Below are 20,830 nucleotides of genomic sequence, written 5' to 3'. Positions count from 1 at the left end.
GACACACCAACGAAAAATCTCTCAGATGCACCACACTTAATTTCCATTCTTGGGAACAATGCTTAATTTACATGACTTTGAACCTTAACTGAACCGTATTGGGTTATAGCTTTGCAGCTTGGCAATATCTAGCCTAGCGTTTGGCACAATCCTATTTCAGGAAATTCTTGTTAAAAATACGTTGCTAGAGCTTACACCTATAAGCCCCTACATCTGATTCATTTGTTGCAAGAATTTTTGGGAATGGTATAAATTATCCGGAACCTTGGTAATTGAATCTGTAGTTAACAGTGTGCCTAGAGACTCATTCTATCTCTGTAGAGAACTAAAGGATGATTAATTAGTGCATAAAACTATAGAATCTAACCGTATTTATTTATAGAGGTTCAAATAAAACAAACTCAATCTAATTTGAAATGATTAAGGTGAAAAATTATGACAAACTTTATTCAACACCAGTTACACAATGATCTACTGCACCCAGTCCGCGAGTGGTTGGAAACGGTAGAAATTCATAACTCCAAATTGGCTCATTTCTTGTGCAAAGCTATTCCTGCTCAGTGTCCCTTCGAGCGAGACATCACGCTCTTTAGCCGGAAGCTGTTTCACATTCCTCCGATGTGTAAATTAAATCCCCTATACGAGGAAGTGGTTGGTTTGCGTTTTAAAGCGCTCTGTTATCTTGCTGATGAATGTGGTGAAGATGTCACAGTTTATTGCTAATAGCCAGTTGGATCGTGCTTTGAGCAAGCAGCCATCGGTAATTGCAGATTTACGGTTGTTACTTACCCAGGTTTATACTAAGCTAACGTACACCTAATTTAGATGTTTGGCTATTTAAGTAGCTTACACCTCGCTAAAGTGTTTCCAGACCGTATTCCTGCTTACCGTACCCTGCTGAAATTATTAACATCATCATGACGCACATCTTACTGGTTGAAGATGAAGTCAAACTAGCACGATTTGTCGAGTTGCAATTGAATTATGAAGGCTATCAAGTCAGTATTGCCTACGATGGATTAACTGCACTCACCGCAGCGCGTAAGTTACATCTAGATTTAGTAATTTTAGACTGGATGTTGCCTGGTTTGTCGGGATTAGAAATTTGCCGCCGCCTGCGAAGTATTAGTGATAAAGTGCCAATAATCTTATTAACCGTCAAAGATGAAGTGAGCGATCGCATTGTAGGCTTAGACGCTGGTGCTGATGATTACCTTGTTAAACCTTTCAGCGTTGATGAATTATTAGCTAGAGTTGATACTCACCTGCGAAGAAGCCAGCAAGTAGGCACCGCAGATGTTTTAGAGTTTAAAGACCTAACTTTAAATCGTCGCACGCGCCAAGTGTACCGAGAGCAGAGGTTAATTGAGTTAACTACCAAGGAATTTGATTTACTGGAATATTTACTGACCCATCCGCGACAGATAATTACCTGCGATCGCATTTTAGGAGAAGTCTGGGGTTGTGACTTCATAGGCGATGCTAACATGATCGAAATTCATATGCGCTACCTGCGTCTGAAACTTGAAGCCAATAACGAAAAGTGCCTCATTCAAACTGTGAGTGGTGTTGGCTACACGTTGCATGATTGAATTTGGGCATGGGGCATGGGCAAGAGAACTTGAGGACAAGGAGAATTGGGGACAAGGGGAAAGACTTGTTTCAAGTTCTCACTTCTTGTCCCCTTGTCCCCCTCATCTCCCCCTGCTCCCTGCTCCCCTAATGATTAATGTTAAATTTCGATTAACGCAGATGCCCCAAAAACTTTTATCAGATGAAGATTTGCGGTTTTTGCCAATTTGAGTAAAAACTCATCCAAACTCAGAGTTAATTGTATTAGGATGCACAAAGCTGTGATCATCTAAAATCTAAAATTGCATGACCTATCTAGAAACAGCAGCGCAATTCTACCGTGAAGTTGCCCAAACCCCGCAAGTTGGACTTTGTTGTGTGCAAAGTACACCCCTGCAACTACCAGGGTTGAAAATTCCTTTGCCAATGCAGGAAATGAACTATGGTTGTGGCACTACCGTTCACCCCACTGAATTAGGAAACCAGCCTACTGTGCTGTATGTCGGTGTTGGCGGCGGCTTAGAAGCGTTACAATTCGCTTATTTTTCCCGCTATGTAGGTGCTGTAATTGCCGTTGAACCGGTTGGGGCTATGCGAGAAGCAGCTGCACGCAATCTGGAAATTGCTGCTCAAGAAAACCCTTGGTTTGACACCAGTTTTGTAGAAATCCGCGAAGGTGATGCTTTTAACTTGCCTGTTGCTGATGCTAGTGTCGATATCGTAGCGCAAAATTGCCTTTTCAACATCTTTGAACCAGAAGATTTAACCCGTGCTTTAAAAGAAGCCTACCGGATATTAAAACCGGGCGGACGCTTGCAGATGAGCGATCCAATTGCCACTAGTCCAATTCCAGCACATCTTCAACAAGATGAACGGCTCAGAGCCATGTGTTTATCAGGCGCACTCACTTATGAAGAGTATACTGAACGAATTACAAATGCTGGCTTTGGTCAAGTTGAAATTCGCGCCCGTCGTCCTTACCGTTTACTAGATTCCCAAACTTATAATTTAGAAGAACACCTACTTTTAGAAAGCCTAGATTCTGTCTCCTTTAAAGTTGCTATTCCAGAAGATGGTGCTTGTATCTTTACGGGAAAAACAGCAGTTTATGCTGGCTTGGAACCCTTCTTCGACGACTCGGCAGGACATGTATTCCAGCTAGGTATTCCCGTAGCAGTGTGTGATAAAACTGCTGCTAAACTTGCGGATATCAAGCCAGCAGAAATAATTATTACCGATTCAACTTGGCACTATAGCGGTGGTGGTTGCTGTTAATTTCTTAAGAAAACCTGAGTTTGGGATAAGCTGAAACCCTTATTACCCCGTTGCTTGATTCTGAGATATTTCAACGTGTTTGCGTCGTTTCCGTCAACTAAGGCATCATGTAAAAATAAGTTGTACAAAATTTATTTGGAATAGCTTGCTAAATCTAGCTTTCGCACAAAAATTGTTCAGGTTATTTTTACACAAATCCTAACGCTGAATTCTTTCTTAACCCGAACTGACGTTAAGAAAGAATTCAGGTGTCAAGAGTCAGAATTCAGAACAATTCTGTACGACACTTCGACAAGCTCAGTGCATCGCTGGGGAATGAATGCACAATTTTAATATTTTAGTAATTGCATTCTGAATTCTGGATTATGGATTCTTATTTCTTCTTTATAACCCCGAAATGTTGTTAATTAGTTTATTTATCGCCACGCTTTTTTTAGCATATTCAAATGGGGCAAATGACAACTTTAAAGGGGTAGCGACGTTGTTTGGTAGCCGAACCAGCAGCTATCAAACAGCAAGTCTGTGGGCAACTTTTACAACTTTAGCTGGTGCGGTTACTGCAACTTTTTTGGCAAGTACATTAATTAAAAATTTCTCTGGGAAAGGATTAGTGCCTGATGCGATCGCTAATTCACCAGAGTTTCATTTGGCAGTTGCGATCGCTGCTGGTTTAACTATACTGATAGCCACCTTCATGGGGTTTCCCATTTCCACAACTCACAGTTTAACAGGTGCGCTGGTTGGAGCTGGATTAGTTGCGATCGGACTCAAAGTTAATTTTGCAGCTTTGGGAACTTCCTTTATTTTGCCTTTATTACTCAGTCCCATCATTGCTATTCCTTTAGGAGCAGGAATTTATAGCTTATCTAACTGTATCATTTCAAAATTGAATCTACCAGTCAATCAGAGAATTATTGATACTTGCCATTTTACCAGTGCGGGAATTGTCAGTTTTGCTAGAGGATTAAATGATACTCCCAAGATTTTCTCACTCATTCTAGTTATTGAGTATTTTTCGATTCAGGGGGGAATGATCACGATTGCGATCGCAATGGCACTTGGCGGTTTACTAAACTCCCAAAAAGTTGCAGTAACTATGAGTGAAAAGATTACCTCATTGAATCATACTCAAGGCTTATCAGCAAATATAGTAACTGGAGTTCTAGTTATTGCAGCTAGTAGTTTTGGACTTCCGGTTTCCACCACTTATGTTTCAGTTGGTTCTATTTTTGGAGTGGGATTAACTGGCAAAAAAGCCAATACGCGTGTTTTTTTTCAGATATTATTATCGTGGGTTTTAACTTTACCTACTGCTGCAATTATTAGTGCAATAGCTTACAGATTATTGCAAGGTTAGAGAAATTGATTGAATGAATATATTTTGCCATGTTTAAGGAGTAGTAACTAATGCAAACTCAATCAATAGCCATACCATTTAAAAATAAACTCAATTCCCCTTTGACAAAAAAGGGAATTACTGTTTTACAAATTAATCTCGGTAAGCGTTGTAACCTTGCCTGTACACACTGTCATGTCGAAGCTGGCCCAAAACGTACAGAAGAACTTTCTCCTGAAGTTTGTGAGCAATTGATTTCGCTAATCCATAAATTTCCCGAAATTCAAATTGTGGATTTGACTGGTGGCGCACCAGAAATGAATTATGGATTTAAGCCACTGGTAGAAGCAGCAAGAGCAAGCGGGAAGCAAGTGATTGTCCGGTCTAATTTGACCATTTATTTTGAAGATGGATTTGCTGATTTACCAGAATATTTCGCTCAACACCAAATAAGAGTTGTGGCCTCTCTACCCTGCTATTTAGCAGATAATGTTGATAAAATGCGCGGTGCTGGTGTTTTTGATAGTTCAGTCAAAGCTTTGCAGTGGCTTAACCAACTTGGCTATGGTAAAAAGCCAAATTTAATTTTGGACTTGATATTTAATCCCCAGTTACCCACTGATGAAAAATTTTCTTTAGCTCCAGAACAGGTCAACCTAGAACAAGATTACAAAATGTTCTTGCAAGAACATTTTAATATTGTATTTAACAACCTCTTCGCCATTACCAATCTACCAGTTGGTAGAACCAAAATGCATTTAGAACGGAGAAAACTGTACCCCAGCTATTTGCAGTTTTTAGAATCGCATTTTAATCTTAGTACAGTTGAACATTTGATGTGTCGCGATGAACTTTCAATTGACTATCTAGGTAATGTATATGATTGTGACTTTAATCAAATGATGAATTTGCCTGCTAAAAATCGCAATGGTGAAACTTTGACAGTTAGCAAACTGTTAGAAGCTGGCAGTTTAGACCTGATTAGTGAGATCCAAACTGCTGCTTATTGCTATGGTTGTACTGCTGGATGTGGTTCTAGTTGTGGTGGTGCTTTGCTGTGAAATTAGCTATTCTTGAGCTTTTAGTGTATTCTCCTTACCCTGCATGAGTTTGAGGCTTGTTTCTGCCTCAAAAATGTTTAAGTCCCAAATAAATAACTCCTAACTTTTTATACCGCGCAACTCAACTCGCCGGCTTTTTGACTAAAGCGGTGATTTTCCCGATAGTCTACGGGGCAATCTATCACCGCAGGTACATCTTGAGCGAGGGCTTCTTTCAAAGTGGGAATCAAATCTAAAGCTGATTCAACTCGGTAGCCTTTTAAACCCATGCTTTCGGCTAATTTTACAAAATCAGGATTGCTAAAATGCACAAAAGATGAGTTTCCTTTGCCAAATTGATTTTCTTGCTTCCACTCAATTAACCCATAACCACCATCATTGAAAATTATGGTGACAAAGGGCGTACCAACACGCAAGGCTGTTTCTAATTCTTGAGAATTCATCATAAAGCCGCCATCGCCTGTTACAGCAACGACTTTGCGGTTGGGATGAACGAGTTTTGCTGCTAAAGCGCCAGGAATAGCAATACCCATAGCTGCGAAGCCGTTGGAAATTATGCAAGTATTGGGACTATGGCAATGATAATGACGGGCCATCCACATTTTATGTGCGCCAACATCAGAGATGACAATATCATCTGGGCCCATCACTTGGCGTAAGTCATAAATTAACTTTTGCGGCTTAATGGGAAATCCATCATCATGGGCATACTGTTCGTAATCAGCCCGAATCTCTGACCTTAAGCTAATGGCAAAAGGATCGGGTTTACCTTGCCGATCTGCTAATTTTAAAATTTCATAAAGGGAATCTGAAATATCTCCCACTACTTCGGCGTTAGGAATATAACTACTATCAATTTCCGCCGGGCTTACCCCAATATGCACAATGGGAATTTCACCATTACGATTCCATTTCTTGGGGGAAAACTCAATCAAATCATAACCGATCGCAATTACTAAATCTGTGTTATCAAAACCACAAGTAATATAATCTCTTTGCTGTAATCCCACTGACCACAAAGCTAATTGATGTGTGTAGGGAATAATGCCTTTACCCATGAAGGTATTGGCAACGGGTATATTCAGCAAAGTAGCAAATTGCGTTACAGCATCACTTGCTTGAGCGCGAATTGCCCCATTTCCTACTAAGATTAATGGGTTAACTGCTTGGCAAATTGCGGCGGCGGCTGCCCGAATGCTAGCAAAAGATGCATAAGTCTTTTCGCTATTATCCTTACGCAAAGGTTTGCCTTCGACGGGCATGGCAGCAATATTTTCTGGCAAATCAATGTGAACTGCACCAGGCTTTTCAGATTGCGATCGCTTAAATGCTTTCCGCACTACTTCTGGTGTAATACTCGGTCGCACAATCTGCTTATTCCACTTGGTAACAGGTGCAAACATTGCCACCAAATCTAAATATTGATGGGATTCAATGTGCATTCTATCTGTCCCCACTTGACCGGTAATCGCCACTAAGGGCGCACCATCAAGGTTAGCATCTGCTACCCCAGTCATCAAGTTAGTTGCCCCAGGCCCAAGAGTAGAAAGACACACTCCGGCTTTTCCTGTTAAGCGTCCGTAGACATCGGCCATGAATGCTGCACCCTGTTCATGACGAGTCGTAATAAATTTAATGGAAGAATGTTTTAGTGCTTCCAAAACGTGCAGGTTTTCTTCGCCAGGGAGTCCAAAAATATATTGCACTCCTTCATTTTCTAGGCACTGCACCAATAACTCTGCTGTATTCATTTTATTTCCTAACTATTTATTTTGTCATTTGTCCTACCCTGCGGGTTCGCCCTTGGCGTTCTCGTTCGCGTAGCGTCTCCGTCAGGAGAAGAGTAGCCGCAGAAGCGTCTATGTCATTAGTCATTTGTCATTTTTTTGACCAATGACCAATCATTTAACCCACACGGTTTTAAGATTGACAAACTCATGTATACCCTGGATACTCAATTCTCTGCCATATCCAGAACGCTTAATACCACCAAAGGGTAACCGGGGATCAGATTTGACCATACTGTTGATAAATACGGCACCTGCTTCGATTTCCTCAACTAAGCGATCGCTCTCTTGGTCGTTGGTTGTCCAAGCACTTGCACCTAAGCCAAAGGGTGAGTCATTAGCGAGTTTAATGGCAGCATCGATATCTGGAACCCGGAATAACAAGGCTACCGGGCCAAAGAATTCTTCTTTGGCAATTGGTGCTTCAGGCGCGATATCGATGATAATTGTTGGCGGATAAAAGTTGCCTGGACGATCTGATAAAGGATGTCCACCTGTGAGGACTTTAGCACCGCTTTTTGTAGCAGCTTGCACTTGTTGGTCTAAATCCTGGAGAATACCAGGAGTTGCCAGTGGGCCTAAATCGGTATCTAGTTGCATGGGATCGCCTACTTTCAGAGCCTCAAATTTTTCTAAAAGCAATTTTTCAAATTTATCTGCGATCGCTTCTGCGACAATAAAACGTTTCGCTGCAATACATGATTGCCCGTTATTCAACATCCGTGCTGTAGTAGCTGTGACAACTGCTGTCTCTAAGTCAGCACTTTCTAACACAATAAACGGGTCACTTCCCCCCAATTCCAAGACGGTTTTTTTAATTTGTTTGCCGGCGGCGACGGCGAGGGATGCGCCGGCTGGTTCGCTTCCTGTCAAGGTGGCAGCTTTTACACGGTCATCAGCCATCAAATCGGCAACTTTGGCAGCGCCTATTAATAGAGTTTGAAACGCACCTTCAGGAAAACCTGCGCGTCGGATAATATCTTCAATTGCCAAGGCGCACTGCGGCACATTGGAAGCGTGTTTGAGTAAGCCGACATTTCCCGCCATTAGCGCTGGTGCAGCAAAGCGGAACACTTGCCAAAAGGGGAAATTCCACGGCATCACCGCAAGAATTGTACCCATTGGTTGGTAGCGAACAAAACTTTGGCTAGCATCAGTTTTTACAGAAACATCAGCTAGGAAAGCAGGGGCGTGTTCAGCATAGTAGCGACAGACGACGGCGCATTTTTCGACTTCCGCGATCGCAGCTTTAAATGGCTTACCCATTTCTAGAGTCATCAACTTAGCAAATTCTGCTTTGTCTTGCTCTAAAATATCAGCAGCCTTTTGTAGCCAGAGCGATCGCTCAGAAAAACTAGTCTGACGATACTTTTCAAAAGTCTGATTAGCTAAATCGAGTTTAGCGGCAATTTCTGCATCATTGAGTGACTCAAAAGTTTTGAGCGTCTCCCCAGTGGCGGGATTAATGGTGGCGATCGCCATTACCTAACCTCCCGTTAAAAAATAGCTTGACTGTTGGCTTCCTAGTGTTACACAGATCAATTGTGGAAGCTACCACCCAAATTTTAGTCTTTTAACCAAGAATTAGTTGCTCAATATTACAATTTTGCAATTATTTTTGAAACAAAATATACAAATTAACTATGTATTTATCTTGATAAATTAGTCATTTGTCATTTGTCATTAGTTATTCTCCCCTGCTCCCTGCTCCCTGCTCCCTGCTCCCTGCCCCCTGCCCTATACCTAAATATTAATAAATGGATTAATGATTGTTGACGCTTGCTGCAATTTTGTCTGATAAACCTTTACCAATCGATCAATACCTTTGAAACGATAATCTCCCATTTCCTCAAAGTCTGAGGGTTGTGAAAGCATTTTATGAGTAGCTTGACTAATCACACATTCACTAGGAGGACAAACTGCTTCCATGCGAGCAGCAAGATTAATCGTCCCGCCTAATGCCGTATAATCTACCCTTTGGGAACTACCGACATCTCCCACAACAGCCTTACCACTATTAATAGCAATACGTAATTGAAGCGGTTCGTGCCAAAAACCATTGGCATTGAGATGTTCCAGACGAGTGAGCATTCCCTTGGCAGCAGTAACAGCGCGATCGGCGTGATCCACTTGCGGTTCGGGAGCGCCAAAAAATGCCATAATACAATCGCCAATATACTTATCTAAAGTGCCACCGCAAGTAAACACTTCTTTTAGCATTTCTTCAAATAAATTATTTAATAGTTGAGCGATCGCAGTTGGCGTTAACCGTTCAGAAATTGCCGTAAAGCCAACTAAATCTGCAAACAAAATACTGATTTCGCTCTCGGTGGGAGCTAAACGACCACCTGGTAATCCACCTACAGATATTAACTGCTGCACAACTGCTGGAGAATGATAACGTTCTAGTCGGTGACGAATCATCTCTTCAGTTTTGAGTTTCTCTACCAGTAGCCAACGCTGCACGCTAGAAGCCACAAGGTTTGCTAAAGCCGAAAAAAAGCTGAGTTCTTCCTCACCTTCATTTGCCCAATGGTAAGAAGAAAGATTGGCATCAGCATAGAGTACGCCTACAACTTTATTTTCATCCCATAAAGGTACTGCCATCGCGCTACGAATGCCTTTGACCAAAATACTCTGTTCACTAGCAAACCGTTCATCTTGATGGGTATCGGCAGTTTGAATGACGACTTTTTCCTCAAATACCTTTTGACAAATACTACGACTAATCCAACTCCCATCAGAAGCAAGATGTTTTTGTTGGGAAACGTTTCTAGTGGCAGCGTTCACTAACTCTAATTGACCGCAACCATTAACATCAATTAATAATGCCAAGCGTTCGATACTATCAAGGTAACGAAAAACTACTTGCTGCACCTGAGAAAAAATCTCTTCTATAGACGCTGCTGCACAGAGGTTTTTAGCTATATCTACTAAGTCTTTGAGACGAGCAATGGTTTTGTCCTTATTACTGATGCCACCATCTTTACTATCAGCTGCGATCCATTGCTGTTGTAATTGTTCAACATTGTGAAGGATTGTTCTTTGCTCATTACTTTCCGAAGTTGGGGAATACTCAGGTGTAGATTGAGAAGCGGGGCTTGTGAGCAATACTACCAAGTTAACATTGCCTAACCAAATAACATCGCCGTGATGTAGCTCTTGGGGAAACTTAACAACATATTTATTTACTTGCGTCCCGTTTTTGCTGCCCAGATCCTCAATACTCCACACACCATCAGCCTTTTTCACCAAGCGAGCATGGTTGCGGGATACTCCAGCAAAAGGTAAATATAAGTTACATTCCGGCAAACGACCAATTGTGAATATATCTTGATCAACTGCGATCGTTGTCTCGGTATCTCCCTCTTGTAGGCGTAGTGTGAGTTCAGTCATGAGTGTGATAGATCCATCGAAGCTAGAGGTGCAAGCAACTCTAAGGTAAGTTATACCCTACAGGTTAACCTTCACCTTTTCTTTATGACACTGTTAACTGCAATCCGACAACTATATGTGACGGATATTACATTGGAGGTCATTTTGCTGTAGGTTCAGTATAGAGGGGGTTTGAATCCCTTTGTCAAATGAGGCAGGGGAGCAGGGGGCAGGGAGCAAGGGAGAAAGCTGAGACGAAGCGAAGCTTGTTACTCCGCCCCAGCAAGAGCGCCCTTTATGGCGGGCTTTATACCCATGTTCCGCTCTGCTCCACGGCAACTCTTGGAGACGCTGCGCGAACGAGCAGGGCTTGCTCCCCCTGCCCCCTGCTTACACCACGATAGGATATTTTTTTAGTTGGAAGTCCCTTAGTTAGGGGGTAATTCCAAACTCAGTTCACCCAACAACCCCTTGCGAAAATCTGTTAAAAGTTGCCTTGCAGCTCGCTCTACATCACCTTTGTAACGATGCTCTGCTAAGGCGTGTAAATAGGTATCTCCAGTGTCGGATGTCGAATCGAATTGGTAACGGGACTGCAATGGCTTCTTCGGTAATAAATCTGTAGCTACAGCATCCAAATAGTTGAGTAAATCCACTAGGGCTGCTGCTACAAGTTGGTTATCATAAGATGCTTCACCGATATCATCACAAATGGCTAATTTCAATGCTGCCTCTTGGTCTTCCAATCTTAAAGGGATGACACCAGGAGCATCTAGCAATTCCAAATGTTCAGAAATTCGCACCCAGCGCAGTTGGCGAGTCACCCCAGGACGGGCTGCACTTTCCACGACTCGCTTTCCCAACAGGCGGTTAATCAAAGCTGATTTACCGACATTGGGAAAACCAATCACCACAGCCCGAACTGGACGAGGTAACATCCCGCGATCGCTTCTTCTTTGATTAAGTTCTACCCCGGCGGCTTGCGCTGCCCGCGCCACTTCTGCTATACCTTTTCCATGTTGAGCGTTGGTAAAATAAGGGACTTCCCCTTGACGTTTAAACCAATCTATCCACAGCGATCGCATTTGTGGCGTAATCATATCTACTCGGTTAAGTATCAACACCCGTTTCTTCCCCTCCACCCACTCACCTATTTGGGGATGGTGAGTCGCTAAGGGAATCCGGGCATCTCGTACCTCAAACACCACATCTACGCGCTTAAGCTGTTCTTTGAGCTTCTTTTCAGCTTTAGCAATGTGACCTGGATACCATTGAATCAGGTTTAATCTATAGTTTTGAGTTATAGCCATAATTTATTATTAATTACCAATTACTTAATTATCGCCAATAAAAGGGACTGGGGGAGAATAATAACTCCTAACTCAGCACTCTTCGGTGGCTTGATGTAAAATCAGACGATTGCCATCAGGGTCATAAGCATAAATTTCTCTGCCGTGGGAAGCAATGGAAATATTTCCTGGTGGGGGATAGCCCAATGCTGTTAGGTGAGCGATCGCATCTTCTAAGTTACTCACCTCTAAACACAAACTTATCTTACTTTTGGCGTTCGCTTTAAATTCCGATTCGTTTGTGTTCTTTGGTTTAAAAATACCTAAACGCATACTCAGCAAATTAAACTCAGCATAGACATTCGGAATTAAAATAACTGGCTTTTGCTCCAGTAATTTGGTATAGAAATTCACTAAATTATCACAATTAACCGATGCTATGGTGACAAATGCGTTAGTGTACTGGAAAACCATATTTGCCTATTGCCCTTTCAACTTTTAACTTAAATAGCATAGGCGGACAACAAGAAGTCTAATATCTTGACTAATTTATGAATTACCACGACATTGTTACGATTGAAGCTGGAAAACGCAGTGGTAAACCCTGTATCCGAGGAATGCGAATCACTGTTTATGATATTTTGGAGTATCTTGCTGTTGGAATGACTGAACCAGAAATACTAGAGGATTTTTCTGAATTAACTTCCGAAGATATCAAAGCATATCTAGCTTTTGCTGCTTTCGGGCAGCGATCGCTATGATCGCCTTCTACTTCAATCATCAACCGGAAGTAGAAGCCTATTTATAATAAGCATCTTAAAATTATGCCTGTTCATATTTATAACGATGAAGGTGATGACATAGAGACAATAAGTGAGTGTAGCCCCGGAGAGTGGGAGCTACCTACACAGATTGGCAAACTAGAAGAATGGCTCAAAACAAATCATAAAGTGATTCCTAAAGGAAAGTATGTAGCGGATATTGGATTTAAAGTACGTAAGAACGCTACAGGTGGCGGTGCTGTAATTTCGGCAGAGATGATTCGCATTCTGGATGATTTAGGAATGGAAGTCTATCTCTCTGAATATGGTTATGATTTTAGCGATGTGGAATGAAGTAGGAAAATTCCAGTCCTGATCCCTGATCCATTTATTGGGTAGCTTGGCTCTATCTAACTGTAGGCTCTAAGCGAAGCGAAAAGCCCCTAGCCTAAAATAGAAAAATTAGACGCGTGAGCGGCTATTTCTATAACAGTTCACCAACCCCGCTACAGCAAAGAAGAATTCGCTCGATGTGGCGATGAGATTTATGAATCTCAGGTGCGCTCACAGGTTGAAGCAAATAATCATGGTAAGATTGTGGCGATCGACATCGAAACTGGAGCTTTTGAAGTTGATGCTAGTGAAATTACTGCCTGCGATCGCCTCGAAGCCCGTTACCCAGACGCTCAAATCTGGATTGTCCGCATTGGTTCTCGCCATGTTCGTCGATTCGGCGGACGCACGAAAAAAGCCGTATGATTGCCGGAATCGTTAACGCGGATTTGGAACCTCAGATATGATTTAGACATGGAGTTTGAGTGGGATGAGTCAAAAGCAACAGCTAATATAACAAAGCATGGTGTCAGCTTTGAGGAAGCTAAGACCGTCTTTGATAATGTACTGGCAGTTATTTTTGATGATGAAGCTCACTCAGTGAGTGAGAAGCGAGAGATTATTATTGGGCACTCCCAAAACAATCGCTTGCTATTAATTTCTTTCACCGAACGCTCTAATGCCATTCGCATTATCAGTGCCCGTTTAGCCACTCGAAGGGAGCGTGAAGATTATGAACAAAACGCCTTTTGAGGAGTCACACAATTCTGATGACGAGCTTCTAACTGAGTACCACTTTGATTATAAAAAGGCGAAGCCCAACCGCTTTGCTGCTCAAAGTAGAAGAAAGCAACTGCTAAAAGTTGTGGTTCTAGATGAAGATGTAGCTCAAGTTTTTACAACACCAGAATCGGTCAATAAGGTGCTCAGGGCACTAATTGAGTCAATGCCACAAGTCACAGACGGCGATGCAGCCGACGGATGAAGACCTCTGGTGCTGAGTTCAACCTTGCTTACATCCCCTGAACAGGAACGTTACCCTGAAGTAAGCAAGCTACAGATAGGTCTAAATTGCCATCTAAAACTGTCTTCTCTACGAGACGCTGCGCGAACAATTTTAAATAATTATTTTGACTTTTGAATTTACGAAATGTCCCGTTCTGGATACACACTTCCCGTCTTTGCCTGCGCTGCGGCTGTTGCTGCTTTACACTGGTTACGCGATCGCCAACCCCTAACTTTAGCATCTATAGATTTGATTGAACCCGCTCAAATCGCCGAAATCCCCATTGAACAAGTAGCAGGATTATCTGAAAATACAGCTTTAGCAATAACTCGCAGCGATCCTGGTGATAATCTCGATCTGACCAAAGATACACCGATTTGGGCGTTGGTGGAGTGGAGGGAAGAAGGGGAGACTGTAATTATTAAAGGAGGGGAAGGAATTGGCATACAAATTAATGCCGATGACAAGCCTGCTATTTATGCTTATGCTCAAAGGCTCTTAAAAGAGAACTTGCAACGAATGCTAGCACCGGGAGAAAAAATCACGGTGACGATTATTCTACCCGAAGGGCGATCGCTTGCTGTTCGGACTTCAAATTCTGCCTTTGGTGTGGTTGAAGGACTTTCCCTTTTAGGCACAACTGGTATTTCTCAACCTTTGAGTACACCCGATCAGCTTGCAGTTTTTCGGGCGGAATTACAAAATAAGGCCAGTCGTTTTGAAAGTTTAGTATTCTGTATTGGCGAGAATGGCCTAGATTTAGCGCGTAAACTAGGGATTAATCCTGAACAATTGGTGAAAACTGCTAACTGGCTCGGCCCAATGTTAGTAGAAGCTGATGTGCTGGGTGTAAAAGAAATCTTATTATTTGGCTATCACGGGAAGCTGATGAAGCTGGCTGGAGGGATTTTTCACACCCATCACTACTTGGCTGATGGACGGCGAGAAATTTTGGCAGCGCACTGCGCGATCGCAGGTTTAAAATCACCAGATATCCAAGCTGTGTTTAATAGTGCTACCGCCGAAGCCGCACTAACATACCTAAAATCGCTCGACGCTGCAACTGGTAGTGATTGGGTAAATCAAGTTTACAGTGCGATCGCCGAAGCCATCGATGTCCGTTCTAAAGAATACATCCAAAGTCATAGCGAAAAGGGCACAGGAGTAACAATTTGTGGCTCTATCCTCTTTGATCGCGATCGCAAAATTATCGTGAAGAGTAAAACTGCTGGTCTGTTGATGGGAAAATTATGTTAATTTATTATGAATAATCGTAAACAATCCAAATAAATAATTTCTTAAGTAAGCACTCTAGGGTAAATTGATCGTTTTAATACCATCTCCGACTCCGGGAGTAGACAAACGCACATAACCGGGCGTTTGTAAAGGCTCTCTATACCATTATTAGCCTACCCAGGCTGAATAATAGCATCATCATAGACCATAAAGCATCTACCCTTAACAGACATAACACTCCCGTCATGAATACAGCGGTGATACCAACAGAACAAGCGCCCCAAACATTGGAAAATTCGGGGAGACTTGATCGCCAATTGATCGTAATTCTGGACTTCGGCTCTCAATATTCTGAGTTGATTGCCCGTCGCATCCGCGAGACTCAAGTATACTCGGAAGTTTTATCCTATCGCACTACTTCTGAACAATTGCGCCAACTCAATCCCAAGGGAATCATTCTCTCAGGTGGGCCGAGTTCGGTTTATGGTGATAACGCTCCCCATTGTGACCCAGAAATCTGGAATTTGGGAATACCCGTCTTGGGTGTTTGCTATGGGATGCAGCTGATGGTAAACCAACTCGGCGGCGAAGTGGCAAAGGCCGATCGAGGTGAGTACGGCAAAGCCTCATTATATATTGATGATCCCACAGATTTGCTAACTAATGTCGAAGATGGCACTACGATGTGGATGAGTCATGGAGACTCAGTTACCAAAATGCCATCAGGGTTTGAATTGCTGGCACATACAGAAAATACTCCCTGTGCAGCGATCGCCGATCACGAAAAGAAACTTTACGGCGTTCAATTCCATCCAGAGGTAGTGCATTCTATTGGCGGTTTAGCATTAATCCGTAATTTTGTCTATCACATCTGCGATTGCGAACCCACTTGGACAACAGCAGCTTTTGTCGAAGAGGCAATTCGGGAAATTCGCGCCAGAGTTGGTGAAAAGCGAGTGCTGTTGGCGTTGTCTGGTGGGGTGGATTCTTCTACCTTAGCCTTCTTGCTGTATAAAGCCATTGGTGATCAACTGACTTGCGTATTTATCGATCAAGGCTTTATGCGAAAGTATGAGCCAGAGCGATTAGTAAAGCTGTTCCAAGAGCAGTTTCACATTCCTGTAGAGTATGTAAATGCTCGCGATCGCTTTTTAGCTAAAGTTGCCGATGTTACCGATCCTGAAGAAAAACGCCGCCGCATCGGACACGAATTCATCAGTGTATTTGAGGAAACATCCAAACGCCTCGGTCACTTTGATTATCTAGCTCAAGGGACTCTTTATCCAGATGTCATTGAATCTGCTGATACCAACGTTGATCCCCAAACTGGGGAGCGGGTAGCGGTGAAAATTAAAAGTCATCACAATGTTGGCGGTTTGCCTAAAGACCTAAGATTTAAATTGGTGGAACCACTGCGGAAATTATTTAAAGATGAAGTCCGCAAAGTTGGGCGTTCTATTGGTTTACCAGAAGAAATTGTCCAACGCCAACCTTTTCCTGGGCCTGGTTTGGCAATTCGGATTCTGGGGGAAGTCACATCTGAACGGTTAAACATTTTGCGTGATGCAGATTTGATTGTCCGGCAAGAAATTAACCAACGCGGCATGTATCATGATTTTTGGCAGGCATTTGCTGTATTGCTACCAATTCGTAGTGTTGGCGTTATGGGTGATCAACGTACTTACGCTTACCCCATCGTTTTGCGGATTGTTACTAGTGAAGATGGCATGACTGCTGATTGGGCAAGAGTGCCTTACGATGTCCTAGAAGTGATTTCCACGCGGATTGTAAATGAGGTTAAAGGAGTCAATCGGGTGGTTTATGACATCACCTCTAAGCCGCCTGGAACTATTGAGTGGGAATAATCAAGTTTTGAGTTAACTTAACTAAAAGCTCATAACTCCTTCTGATAATTCAGATTCTTTACGGTAGTTTAGATTTACATATTTCAAAATGGCAATGCCAACCTGACTTGTTTTGAGTTTTGGCATTGTCTATTTTTTTGACTCTTGGTTTATGCAACTTATATTTTTTCGCTTTATAGCAAAATGTCATAGTTACTAAATTTAAAAGCCTCATCAGCATTGCAAGTTTTTAGTAATAAAGCAAGCAGCGATTAGCAAAATTATTTTGCAAATTCAACTATTTATTAAAGTAAGTTTTTTAAATGTTAAGTAATTTAAATATATACATAATTTTCTTCAGCCAATAATTATAAATGTCAGCAAACAATTAACCATCAATTAAATGGTGGTTGGAAAAATTGAATTATTGTCTAGGAAAATAGGCGCGATCGCAGTAAAATTACCAATGGTGTGGTCATTAAGAAAAAAACCAGCAGCTCATTAGAAATAACTTTGATTTGATAAACATTAATGGAGATGTTATGGAACCTCCTCTTTCCCTTGCTGGCTTAAACATCCTCGTAGTTGATGATGATGACGATAGCCGTTTTTACATTACTACCGTGTTAGAAGCTGATGGAGCCACCGTCACGGCAGTTCCATCGGCTGCAGTAGCATTGAAAGTACTACCTGAGTTGCAGCCAGATGTCTTAATTTGTGATATTGCTATGCCTGGTGAAGATGGCTACACCCTGATTCGCAAAATCCGGGCGCTGAAGCCTGATATTTGGGAAAAACTCCCCGCGATCGCCTTAACTGCATACGGCGATAGTGAGTATCGTAGCCGTGCATTAGAAGCGGGCTTTCAATCTCATGTGGCTAAACCTGTTGATCCAGGACAACTAGTTGCGATCGTCGCTAATTTGGTTGCTTCTTATCAAAGTTAATGCAAATATGCAGTTATTTGTAGGTTATTAAAATGCACGGCTTTACATCTTAATAGGGCATAATTTTGAATTGCTCAGACTACTTTGCTCCAGTTTGAAAGCTAATTTGCTCAGACTTATATGCTGGTGGCTCAACATGAATTAAAATCCTCACTGGACGGAACCGTTCTTCTAATCGGCTTTCTACTTCTTCGGTGATGTGGTGAGCGGTTTCTACGTCTGGTGCATCTACTATTAAATGCATTTCAATGAAGACTTGACGGCCAATAACACCACGAGAAGCGATCGCATGACAGTTAATTACACCTGGAACAGAAGTAGCGATCGCATGAATTGCTTCTGGTGCGATCGCCATTTGATCCACAAGCCAAGGCAAATTCTCTTTTAAAACTGACCAGCCACTCCAAAATACCAACAAAGCGACAGGAAAAGCTAGCACCAAATCCATCCATTGATAACCTAGCCAAACTCCTATCAAGCTCCCAATTACAGAAATTGTCACCCAAATATCGCTCATGGTATGTGTCGCGTCAGCTATGAGAATTGAGCTACCTACGCGCCTACCCACACTTCGTTCGTAAAACGCCACAAAAATATTCACACCCAGCACAATTAGTAATAACCACAACTCTGATGGCGATATTCTCACAGGTTCACCACCACCTTTGAGAATTCGCTCGATTGCTCCTTGCAGAATTTCAAAACAGGCTATTCCTAAAAATGAAGCAATTCCTAACGCTCCCACAGCTTCAAACTTGCTGTGTCCATAGGGATGCTCGCGATCGGGTTGTGGAGAAGAAAATTTACTTGCAATTAATCCTAAAACGTTATTGGCGCTATCTGTCACACTATGCAAAGCATCAGCTATCAAACTCAACGAACCTGTCCAGGAACCCACAAGTGCTTTCAATCCCATTACAAACAGGTTGAGGAGTAGGGTAATAATTAAAACCTTTCGCACTTCGGCGCGGTTATCGTAAGTCATGAATAATTTATTACATCAAGTTCTATGACTTCTAATGTAGAACTCAAAATATAAATAAACACAAATAAACTGTATCGAAGTCTTACGCAGTAAGGATTAAGACTCTCTATAGCCTCTATCTTTTATACCAATTTGTTGACATTCTTTTTTACTAACAACAGCTAAAAGCTAGATAAGCATTAGTAATGGCTTTACAAATAAAAAGGCATATTTAGCATTAATAATTCCAGAAATATTTTAATTAATTTTTTTTATTAATACTTCTACATCGAACACCAAATAGGTGTTGTCTTACTCCCGCCACGGTTGCAACGCTTTCTTCACAACCCGCAGTAGTTACGTCTCAGTGGCTCCAGTCGCCACCAGGACTGACAAACACGGGGAACTATCACAGTGAGATTCAGATCCCTTCTTCCGGTAATATTAGTACTTATCAAGAACTTTTAATAAAAAAGATATGTCTTCAACCCCTCTAACATTGAACCTAATTGAAGGTTCTGTCTCCTTTAGTTTTTCACCCCAAGCAGCACGAGAATTAAAGACAGCAACAGATCAACTCATGGAGCGCCTGAAAGCTGTCGCCGCTAAACCCACCCCTGGCGGCGGCAAAGTCATTCCCCAACCTCCCCTCGAATATCGTTATACGGGTGAAGTATTTTTAGAAATTTTCTGTAATCCTAATATCTGGCCGACGCCCTTCGCAGCCAAAGTTTTGTTGACTGTCCGCAACGTCAACATCCGCTTGACTACTGAAGCTGAACTTACCCGGATCATTGAAGATATTAATCAGTATTTAGAGCAAGTAGGATAATAAGCTGATGCGCGCTAAAAAAGTATAAACACTCTTTACTCACGGTCGTTAACTGTTAACTGTTGACGGTTATCAGTCATCAGTCATCGGTCATTAGCCTTCATGTAAATGTTCAAGTTAAATGCGTAACAGCTTAGTTCACCTGGTTCTTCTGCGCTTTTTGAGATTTTTTCAGAAAATAATACTATACAAATTTTAGATTTTGCGAAAATTGAGTCAGTTACTTGCGGAGGTTCTCTTCATTGTCGAACTTAGCAAGCTTTTCAAGACGGGTTTTGGCTTTGAACAGCAAGCAGATTATCGGTTACTTGAAGTAAGCGGTGCAATGAATTGCGAGTCAAAAGCGAAGTTCCTACACTTACTTATCAGATAAATGTAGGAACGTCACAGAATCTACATACTAAACTCAAGCAGTAGCACCACATATTACAGAAAAAATTCTTCTGATGCCTTCTTTAACTTGAAAATTTGTATAAATTCAGACTCAAATGCTTCTAGTTAATGAAAAACGCAAGATTCTATATAAAGTGATGCTGATCAAAAAACAGAGATGATCCCCCAGCTTGGGTGTAGGATCGTTGATTGTGACATCCACATATCGAAAATGAACCCCTAATCCCAAACCCGAAATCAAACATTGATTAATCGTTGTCCCACTGTTCACGACCAATGAGGTCGCCAATGCGATCGCGTAACAAAAAGTCACATTTTTCTAATTCACATTCAACGCAAACCCACTCTCTCGCTGGAATATATTGGCAGAGAGTATATATTGGCTGTTGTCTGCTAACCATTCCTTTTTGCACCAGTCGGCGTGCTTCGTCTTGAATCAGATCGAGAGAATAGTAATTGATAGAAGGCACCGTATTCACACTCATGGTTTTTACTCACAAATTAACACTTACGATAGTGTTCCCCTTAATAATTAGGAACAAACATGACAGAATTTAGACTTGTGGCTAGGATTTTGTAGTTTGCTATACGGAACTATTTTTATTTTGACGCTACATATCCTAAAATTATCTCAAGAAATGTTAAAAAAGTCAACGAATCCTGACATTCATCGAAAATCCGCTTTACAAAAAAAATTCAGAGTAGTTAACTTAACCTGCTATGGTGGCTGTATTATCTTCATTCAACAAGCCTGAAAGTCTTCCTATTAAAGTCTTTAGGCAAGATTTAGTGTGTGGGAAGAATTTATATCGCGTAGGC

Annotated in this window: 21 protein-coding genes; 14 read left to right on the top strand and 7 right to left on the bottom strand. The window is 41.8% G+C overall.

All coding sequences use genetic code 11. The annotated features are described in order from the left end of the window. Positions 1–435: 435 nt before the first annotated feature. The 5 genes from H6G26_RS22355 to arsS all read left to right on the top strand — a co-directional run bounded on the left by H6G26_RS22355 (position 436) and on the right by arsS (position 5,244). Entirely contained in the window at positions 436–723 is a 288-nt protein-coding gene (locus H6G26_RS22355; RefSeq protein ID WP_190731347.1) for a Mo-dependent nitrogenase C-terminal domain-containing protein, read from the top strand. 194 nt (positions 724–917) lie between these two features. Further along, the gene (locus H6G26_RS22350) at positions 918–1,592 is read left to right on the top strand and encodes a response regulator transcription factor (protein WP_190731346.1); all 675 of its coding nucleotides are present in this window, start codon (positions 918–920) and stop codon (positions 1,590–1,592) included. 286 nt (positions 1,593–1,878) lie between these two features. Continuing rightward, the gene (arsM, locus tag H6G26_RS22345; RefSeq protein WP_190731345.1) at positions 1,879–2,847 is read left to right on the top strand and encodes an arsenosugar biosynthesis arsenite methyltransferase ArsM; all 969 of its coding nucleotides are present in this window, start codon (positions 1,879–1,881) and stop codon (positions 2,845–2,847) included. 397 nt (positions 2,848–3,244) lie between these two features. Continuing rightward, positions 3,245–4,204, top strand: coding sequence for an inorganic phosphate transporter (locus H6G26_RS22340; RefSeq protein WP_190731344.1), 960 nt, complete (start codon positions 3,245–3,247; stop codon positions 4,202–4,204). A gap of 50 nt (positions 4,205–4,254) precedes the next feature. Continuing rightward, entirely contained in the window at positions 4,255–5,244 is a 990-nt protein-coding gene (arsS, locus tag H6G26_RS22335; protein WP_190731343.1) for an arsenosugar biosynthesis radical SAM (seleno)protein ArsS, read from the top strand. Between the two features lie 107 nt (positions 5,245–5,351). Here arsS and H6G26_RS22330 read toward each other — a convergent pair whose 3' ends face one another. The 5 genes from H6G26_RS22330 to H6G26_RS22310 form a co-directional block, all read right to left on the bottom strand. Further along, positions 5,352–6,995, bottom strand: a complete 1,644-nt coding sequence (locus tag H6G26_RS22330; RefSeq protein WP_190731342.1) for an acetolactate synthase large subunit — start codon at positions 6,993–6,995, stop codon at positions 5,352–5,354. Positions 6,996–7,145: 150 nt separating this feature from the next. Beyond that, positions 7,146–8,513 carry an NAD-dependent succinate-semialdehyde dehydrogenase gene (locus H6G26_RS22325; protein WP_190731341.1) on the bottom strand — a complete coding sequence of 456 codons (1,368 nt, stop codon included), beginning with the start codon at positions 8,511–8,513 and terminating at the stop codon, positions 7,146–7,148. Between the two features lie 261 nt (positions 8,514–8,774). Then, the gene (locus H6G26_RS22320; RefSeq protein WP_190731340.1) at positions 8,775–10,427 is read right to left on the bottom strand and encodes an adenylate/guanylate cyclase domain-containing protein; all 1,653 of its coding nucleotides are present in this window, start codon (positions 10,425–10,427) and stop codon (positions 8,775–8,777) included. 407 nt (positions 10,428–10,834) lie between these two features. Then, positions 10,835–11,716 carry a ribosome biogenesis GTPase YlqF gene (gene ylqF / locus H6G26_RS22315; protein ID WP_190731339.1) on the bottom strand — a complete coding sequence of 294 codons (882 nt, stop codon included), beginning with the start codon at positions 11,714–11,716 and terminating at the stop codon, positions 10,835–10,837. A 72-nt stretch (positions 11,717–11,788) separates the two neighbouring features. Further along, positions 11,789–12,169 carry a VOC family protein gene (locus tag H6G26_RS22310; RefSeq protein ID WP_190731338.1) on the bottom strand — a complete coding sequence of 127 codons (381 nt, stop codon included), beginning with the start codon at positions 12,167–12,169 and terminating at the stop codon, positions 11,789–11,791. A 77-nt stretch (positions 12,170–12,246) separates the two neighbouring features. On the opposite strand from H6G26_RS22310, the gene H6G26_RS22305 reads away from it, so the two are divergent. The 8 genes from H6G26_RS22305 to H6G26_RS22270 all read left to right on the top strand — a co-directional run bounded on the left by H6G26_RS22305 (position 12,247) and on the right by H6G26_RS22270 (position 17,822). Continuing rightward, positions 12,247–12,456 carry a DUF433 domain-containing protein gene (locus tag H6G26_RS22305; RefSeq protein WP_190731337.1) on the top strand — a complete coding sequence of 70 codons (210 nt, stop codon included), beginning with the start codon at positions 12,247–12,249 and terminating at the stop codon, positions 12,454–12,456. Positions 12,457–12,519: 63 nt separating this feature from the next. Next, complete coding sequence (locus H6G26_RS22300) at positions 12,520–12,810, top strand: hypothetical protein (protein WP_190731336.1); 291 nt, start codon at positions 12,520–12,522, stop codon at positions 12,808–12,810. A gap of 132 nt (positions 12,811–12,942) precedes the next feature. Then, positions 12,943–13,215, top strand: coding sequence for a hypothetical protein (locus H6G26_RS22295; RefSeq protein ID WP_190731351.1), 273 nt, complete (start codon positions 12,943–12,945; stop codon positions 13,213–13,215). 48 nt (positions 13,216–13,263) lie between these two features. Next, positions 13,264–13,542: a BrnT family toxin gene (locus tag H6G26_RS22290; protein ID WP_190731350.1), complete on the top strand. Its 279-nt coding sequence runs from the start codon at positions 13,264–13,266 to the stop codon at positions 13,540–13,542. Further along, the gene (locus H6G26_RS22285) at positions 13,523–13,774 is read left to right on the top strand and encodes a hypothetical protein (protein ID WP_190731335.1); all 252 of its coding nucleotides are present in this window, start codon (positions 13,523–13,525) and stop codon (positions 13,772–13,774) included. Before H6G26_RS22290 ends, H6G26_RS22285 begins: the two co-directional genes overlap by 20 nt. A 165-nt stretch (positions 13,775–13,939) precedes the next feature. Continuing rightward, complete coding sequence (cbiD, locus tag H6G26_RS22280; RefSeq protein WP_190731334.1) at positions 13,940–15,052, top strand: cobalt-precorrin-5B (C(1))-methyltransferase CbiD; 1,113 nt, start codon at positions 13,940–13,942, stop codon at positions 15,050–15,052. A gap of 224 nt (positions 15,053–15,276) precedes the next feature. Continuing rightward, a complete protein-coding gene (gene guaA / locus H6G26_RS22275; RefSeq protein ID WP_190731333.1) occupies positions 15,277–16,896 on the top strand; it encodes a glutamine-hydrolyzing GMP synthase in 1,620 nt (539 codons plus the stop codon). Between the two features lie 521 nt (positions 16,897–17,417). Continuing rightward, complete coding sequence (locus H6G26_RS22270) at positions 17,418–17,822, top strand: response regulator (protein WP_190731332.1); 405 nt, start codon at positions 17,418–17,420, stop codon at positions 17,820–17,822. A 79-nt stretch (positions 17,823–17,901) separates the two neighbouring features. On the opposite strand, the gene H6G26_RS22265 is transcribed toward H6G26_RS22270, so the two are convergent. Beyond that, positions 17,902–18,807, bottom strand: coding sequence for a cation diffusion facilitator family transporter (locus H6G26_RS22265; RefSeq protein WP_190731331.1), 906 nt, complete (start codon positions 18,805–18,807; stop codon positions 17,902–17,904). Positions 18,808–19,264: 457 nt separating this feature from the next. On the opposite strand from H6G26_RS22265, the gene H6G26_RS22260 reads away from it, so the two are divergent. Then, positions 19,265–19,618: a hypothetical protein gene (locus H6G26_RS22260; RefSeq protein ID WP_190731330.1), complete on the top strand. Its 354-nt coding sequence runs from the start codon at positions 19,265–19,267 to the stop codon at positions 19,616–19,618. A 641-nt stretch (positions 19,619–20,259) separates the two neighbouring features. On the opposite strand, the gene H6G26_RS22255 is transcribed toward H6G26_RS22260, so the two are convergent. Then, positions 20,260–20,496, bottom strand: a complete 237-nt coding sequence (locus tag H6G26_RS22255) for a DUF4327 family protein (RefSeq protein ID WP_190731329.1) — start codon at positions 20,494–20,496, stop codon at positions 20,260–20,262. Positions 20,497–20,830 lie beyond the last annotated feature (334 nt).

Origin of the sequence: Nostoc sp. FACHB-888 (assembly GCF_014696655.1) — a bacterium.
Taxonomy (GTDB): Bacteria; Cyanobacteriota; Cyanobacteriia; order Cyanobacteriales; family Nostocaceae; genus Nostoc.
Note: the sequence above shows the minus strand (reverse complement) of the source record. Positions and strands in the feature narration are given on the sequence as shown.

Coding starts and splice junctions, on each gene's coding strand:
- H6G26_RS22325 (WP_190731341.1), bottom strand. CDS start 8,513: ATGGCGATCGCCACCATTAATCCCGCCACTGGGGAGACGCTCAAAACT.
- H6G26_RS22265 (WP_190731331.1), bottom strand. CDS start 18,807: ATGACTTACGATAACCGCGCCGAAGTGCGAAAGGTTTTAATTATTACC.
- H6G26_RS22270 (WP_190731332.1), top strand. CDS start 17,418: ATGGAACCTCCTCTTTCCCTTGCTGGCTTAAACATCCTCGTAGTTGAT.
- H6G26_RS22285 (WP_190731335.1), top strand. CDS start 13,523: ATGAACAAAACGCCTTTTGAGGAGTCACACAATTCTGATGACGAGCTT.
- H6G26_RS22290 (WP_190731350.1), top strand. CDS start 13,264: ATGGAGTTTGAGTGGGATGAGTCAAAAGCAACAGCTAATATAACAAAG.
- H6G26_RS22300 (WP_190731336.1), top strand. CDS start 12,520: ATGCCTGTTCATATTTATAACGATGAAGGTGATGACATAGAGACAATA.
- H6G26_RS22350 (WP_190731346.1), top strand. CDS start 918: ATGACGCACATCTTACTGGTTGAAGATGAAGTCAAACTAGCACGATTT.
- H6G26_RS22340 (WP_190731344.1), top strand. CDS start 3,245: ATGTTGTTAATTAGTTTATTTATCGCCACGCTTTTTTTAGCATATTCA.
- H6G26_RS22355 (WP_190731347.1), top strand. CDS start 436: ATGACAAACTTTATTCAACACCAGTTACACAATGATCTACTGCACCCA.
- guaA (WP_190731333.1), top strand. CDS start 15,277: ATGAATACAGCGGTGATACCAACAGAACAAGCGCCCCAAACATTGGAA.
- ylqF (WP_190731339.1), bottom strand. CDS start 11,716: ATGGCTATAACTCAAAACTATAGATTAAACCTGATTCAATGGTATCCA.
- H6G26_RS22255 (WP_190731329.1), bottom strand. CDS start 20,496: ATGAGTGTGAATACGGTGCCTTCTATCAATTACTATTCTCTCGATCTG.
- H6G26_RS22305 (WP_190731337.1), top strand. CDS start 12,247: ATGAATTACCACGACATTGTTACGATTGAAGCTGGAAAACGCAGTGGT.
- arsM (WP_190731345.1), top strand. CDS start 1,879: ATGACCTATCTAGAAACAGCAGCGCAATTCTACCGTGAAGTTGCCCAA.
- H6G26_RS22260 (WP_190731330.1), top strand. CDS start 19,265: ATGTCTTCAACCCCTCTAACATTGAACCTAATTGAAGGTTCTGTCTCC.
- H6G26_RS22320 (WP_190731340.1), bottom strand. CDS start 10,427: ATGACTGAACTCACACTACGCCTACAAGAGGGAGATACCGAGACAACG.
- H6G26_RS22330 (WP_190731342.1), bottom strand. CDS start 6,995: ATGAATACAGCAGAGTTATTGGTGCAGTGCCTAGAAAATGAAGGAGTG.
- cbiD (WP_190731334.1), top strand. CDS start 13,940: ATGTCCCGTTCTGGATACACACTTCCCGTCTTTGCCTGCGCTGCGGCT.
- arsS (WP_190731343.1), top strand. CDS start 4,255: ATGCAAACTCAATCAATAGCCATACCATTTAAAAATAAACTCAATTCC.
- H6G26_RS22310 (WP_190731338.1), bottom strand. CDS start 12,169: ATGGTTTTCCAGTACACTAACGCATTTGTCACCATAGCATCGGTTAAT.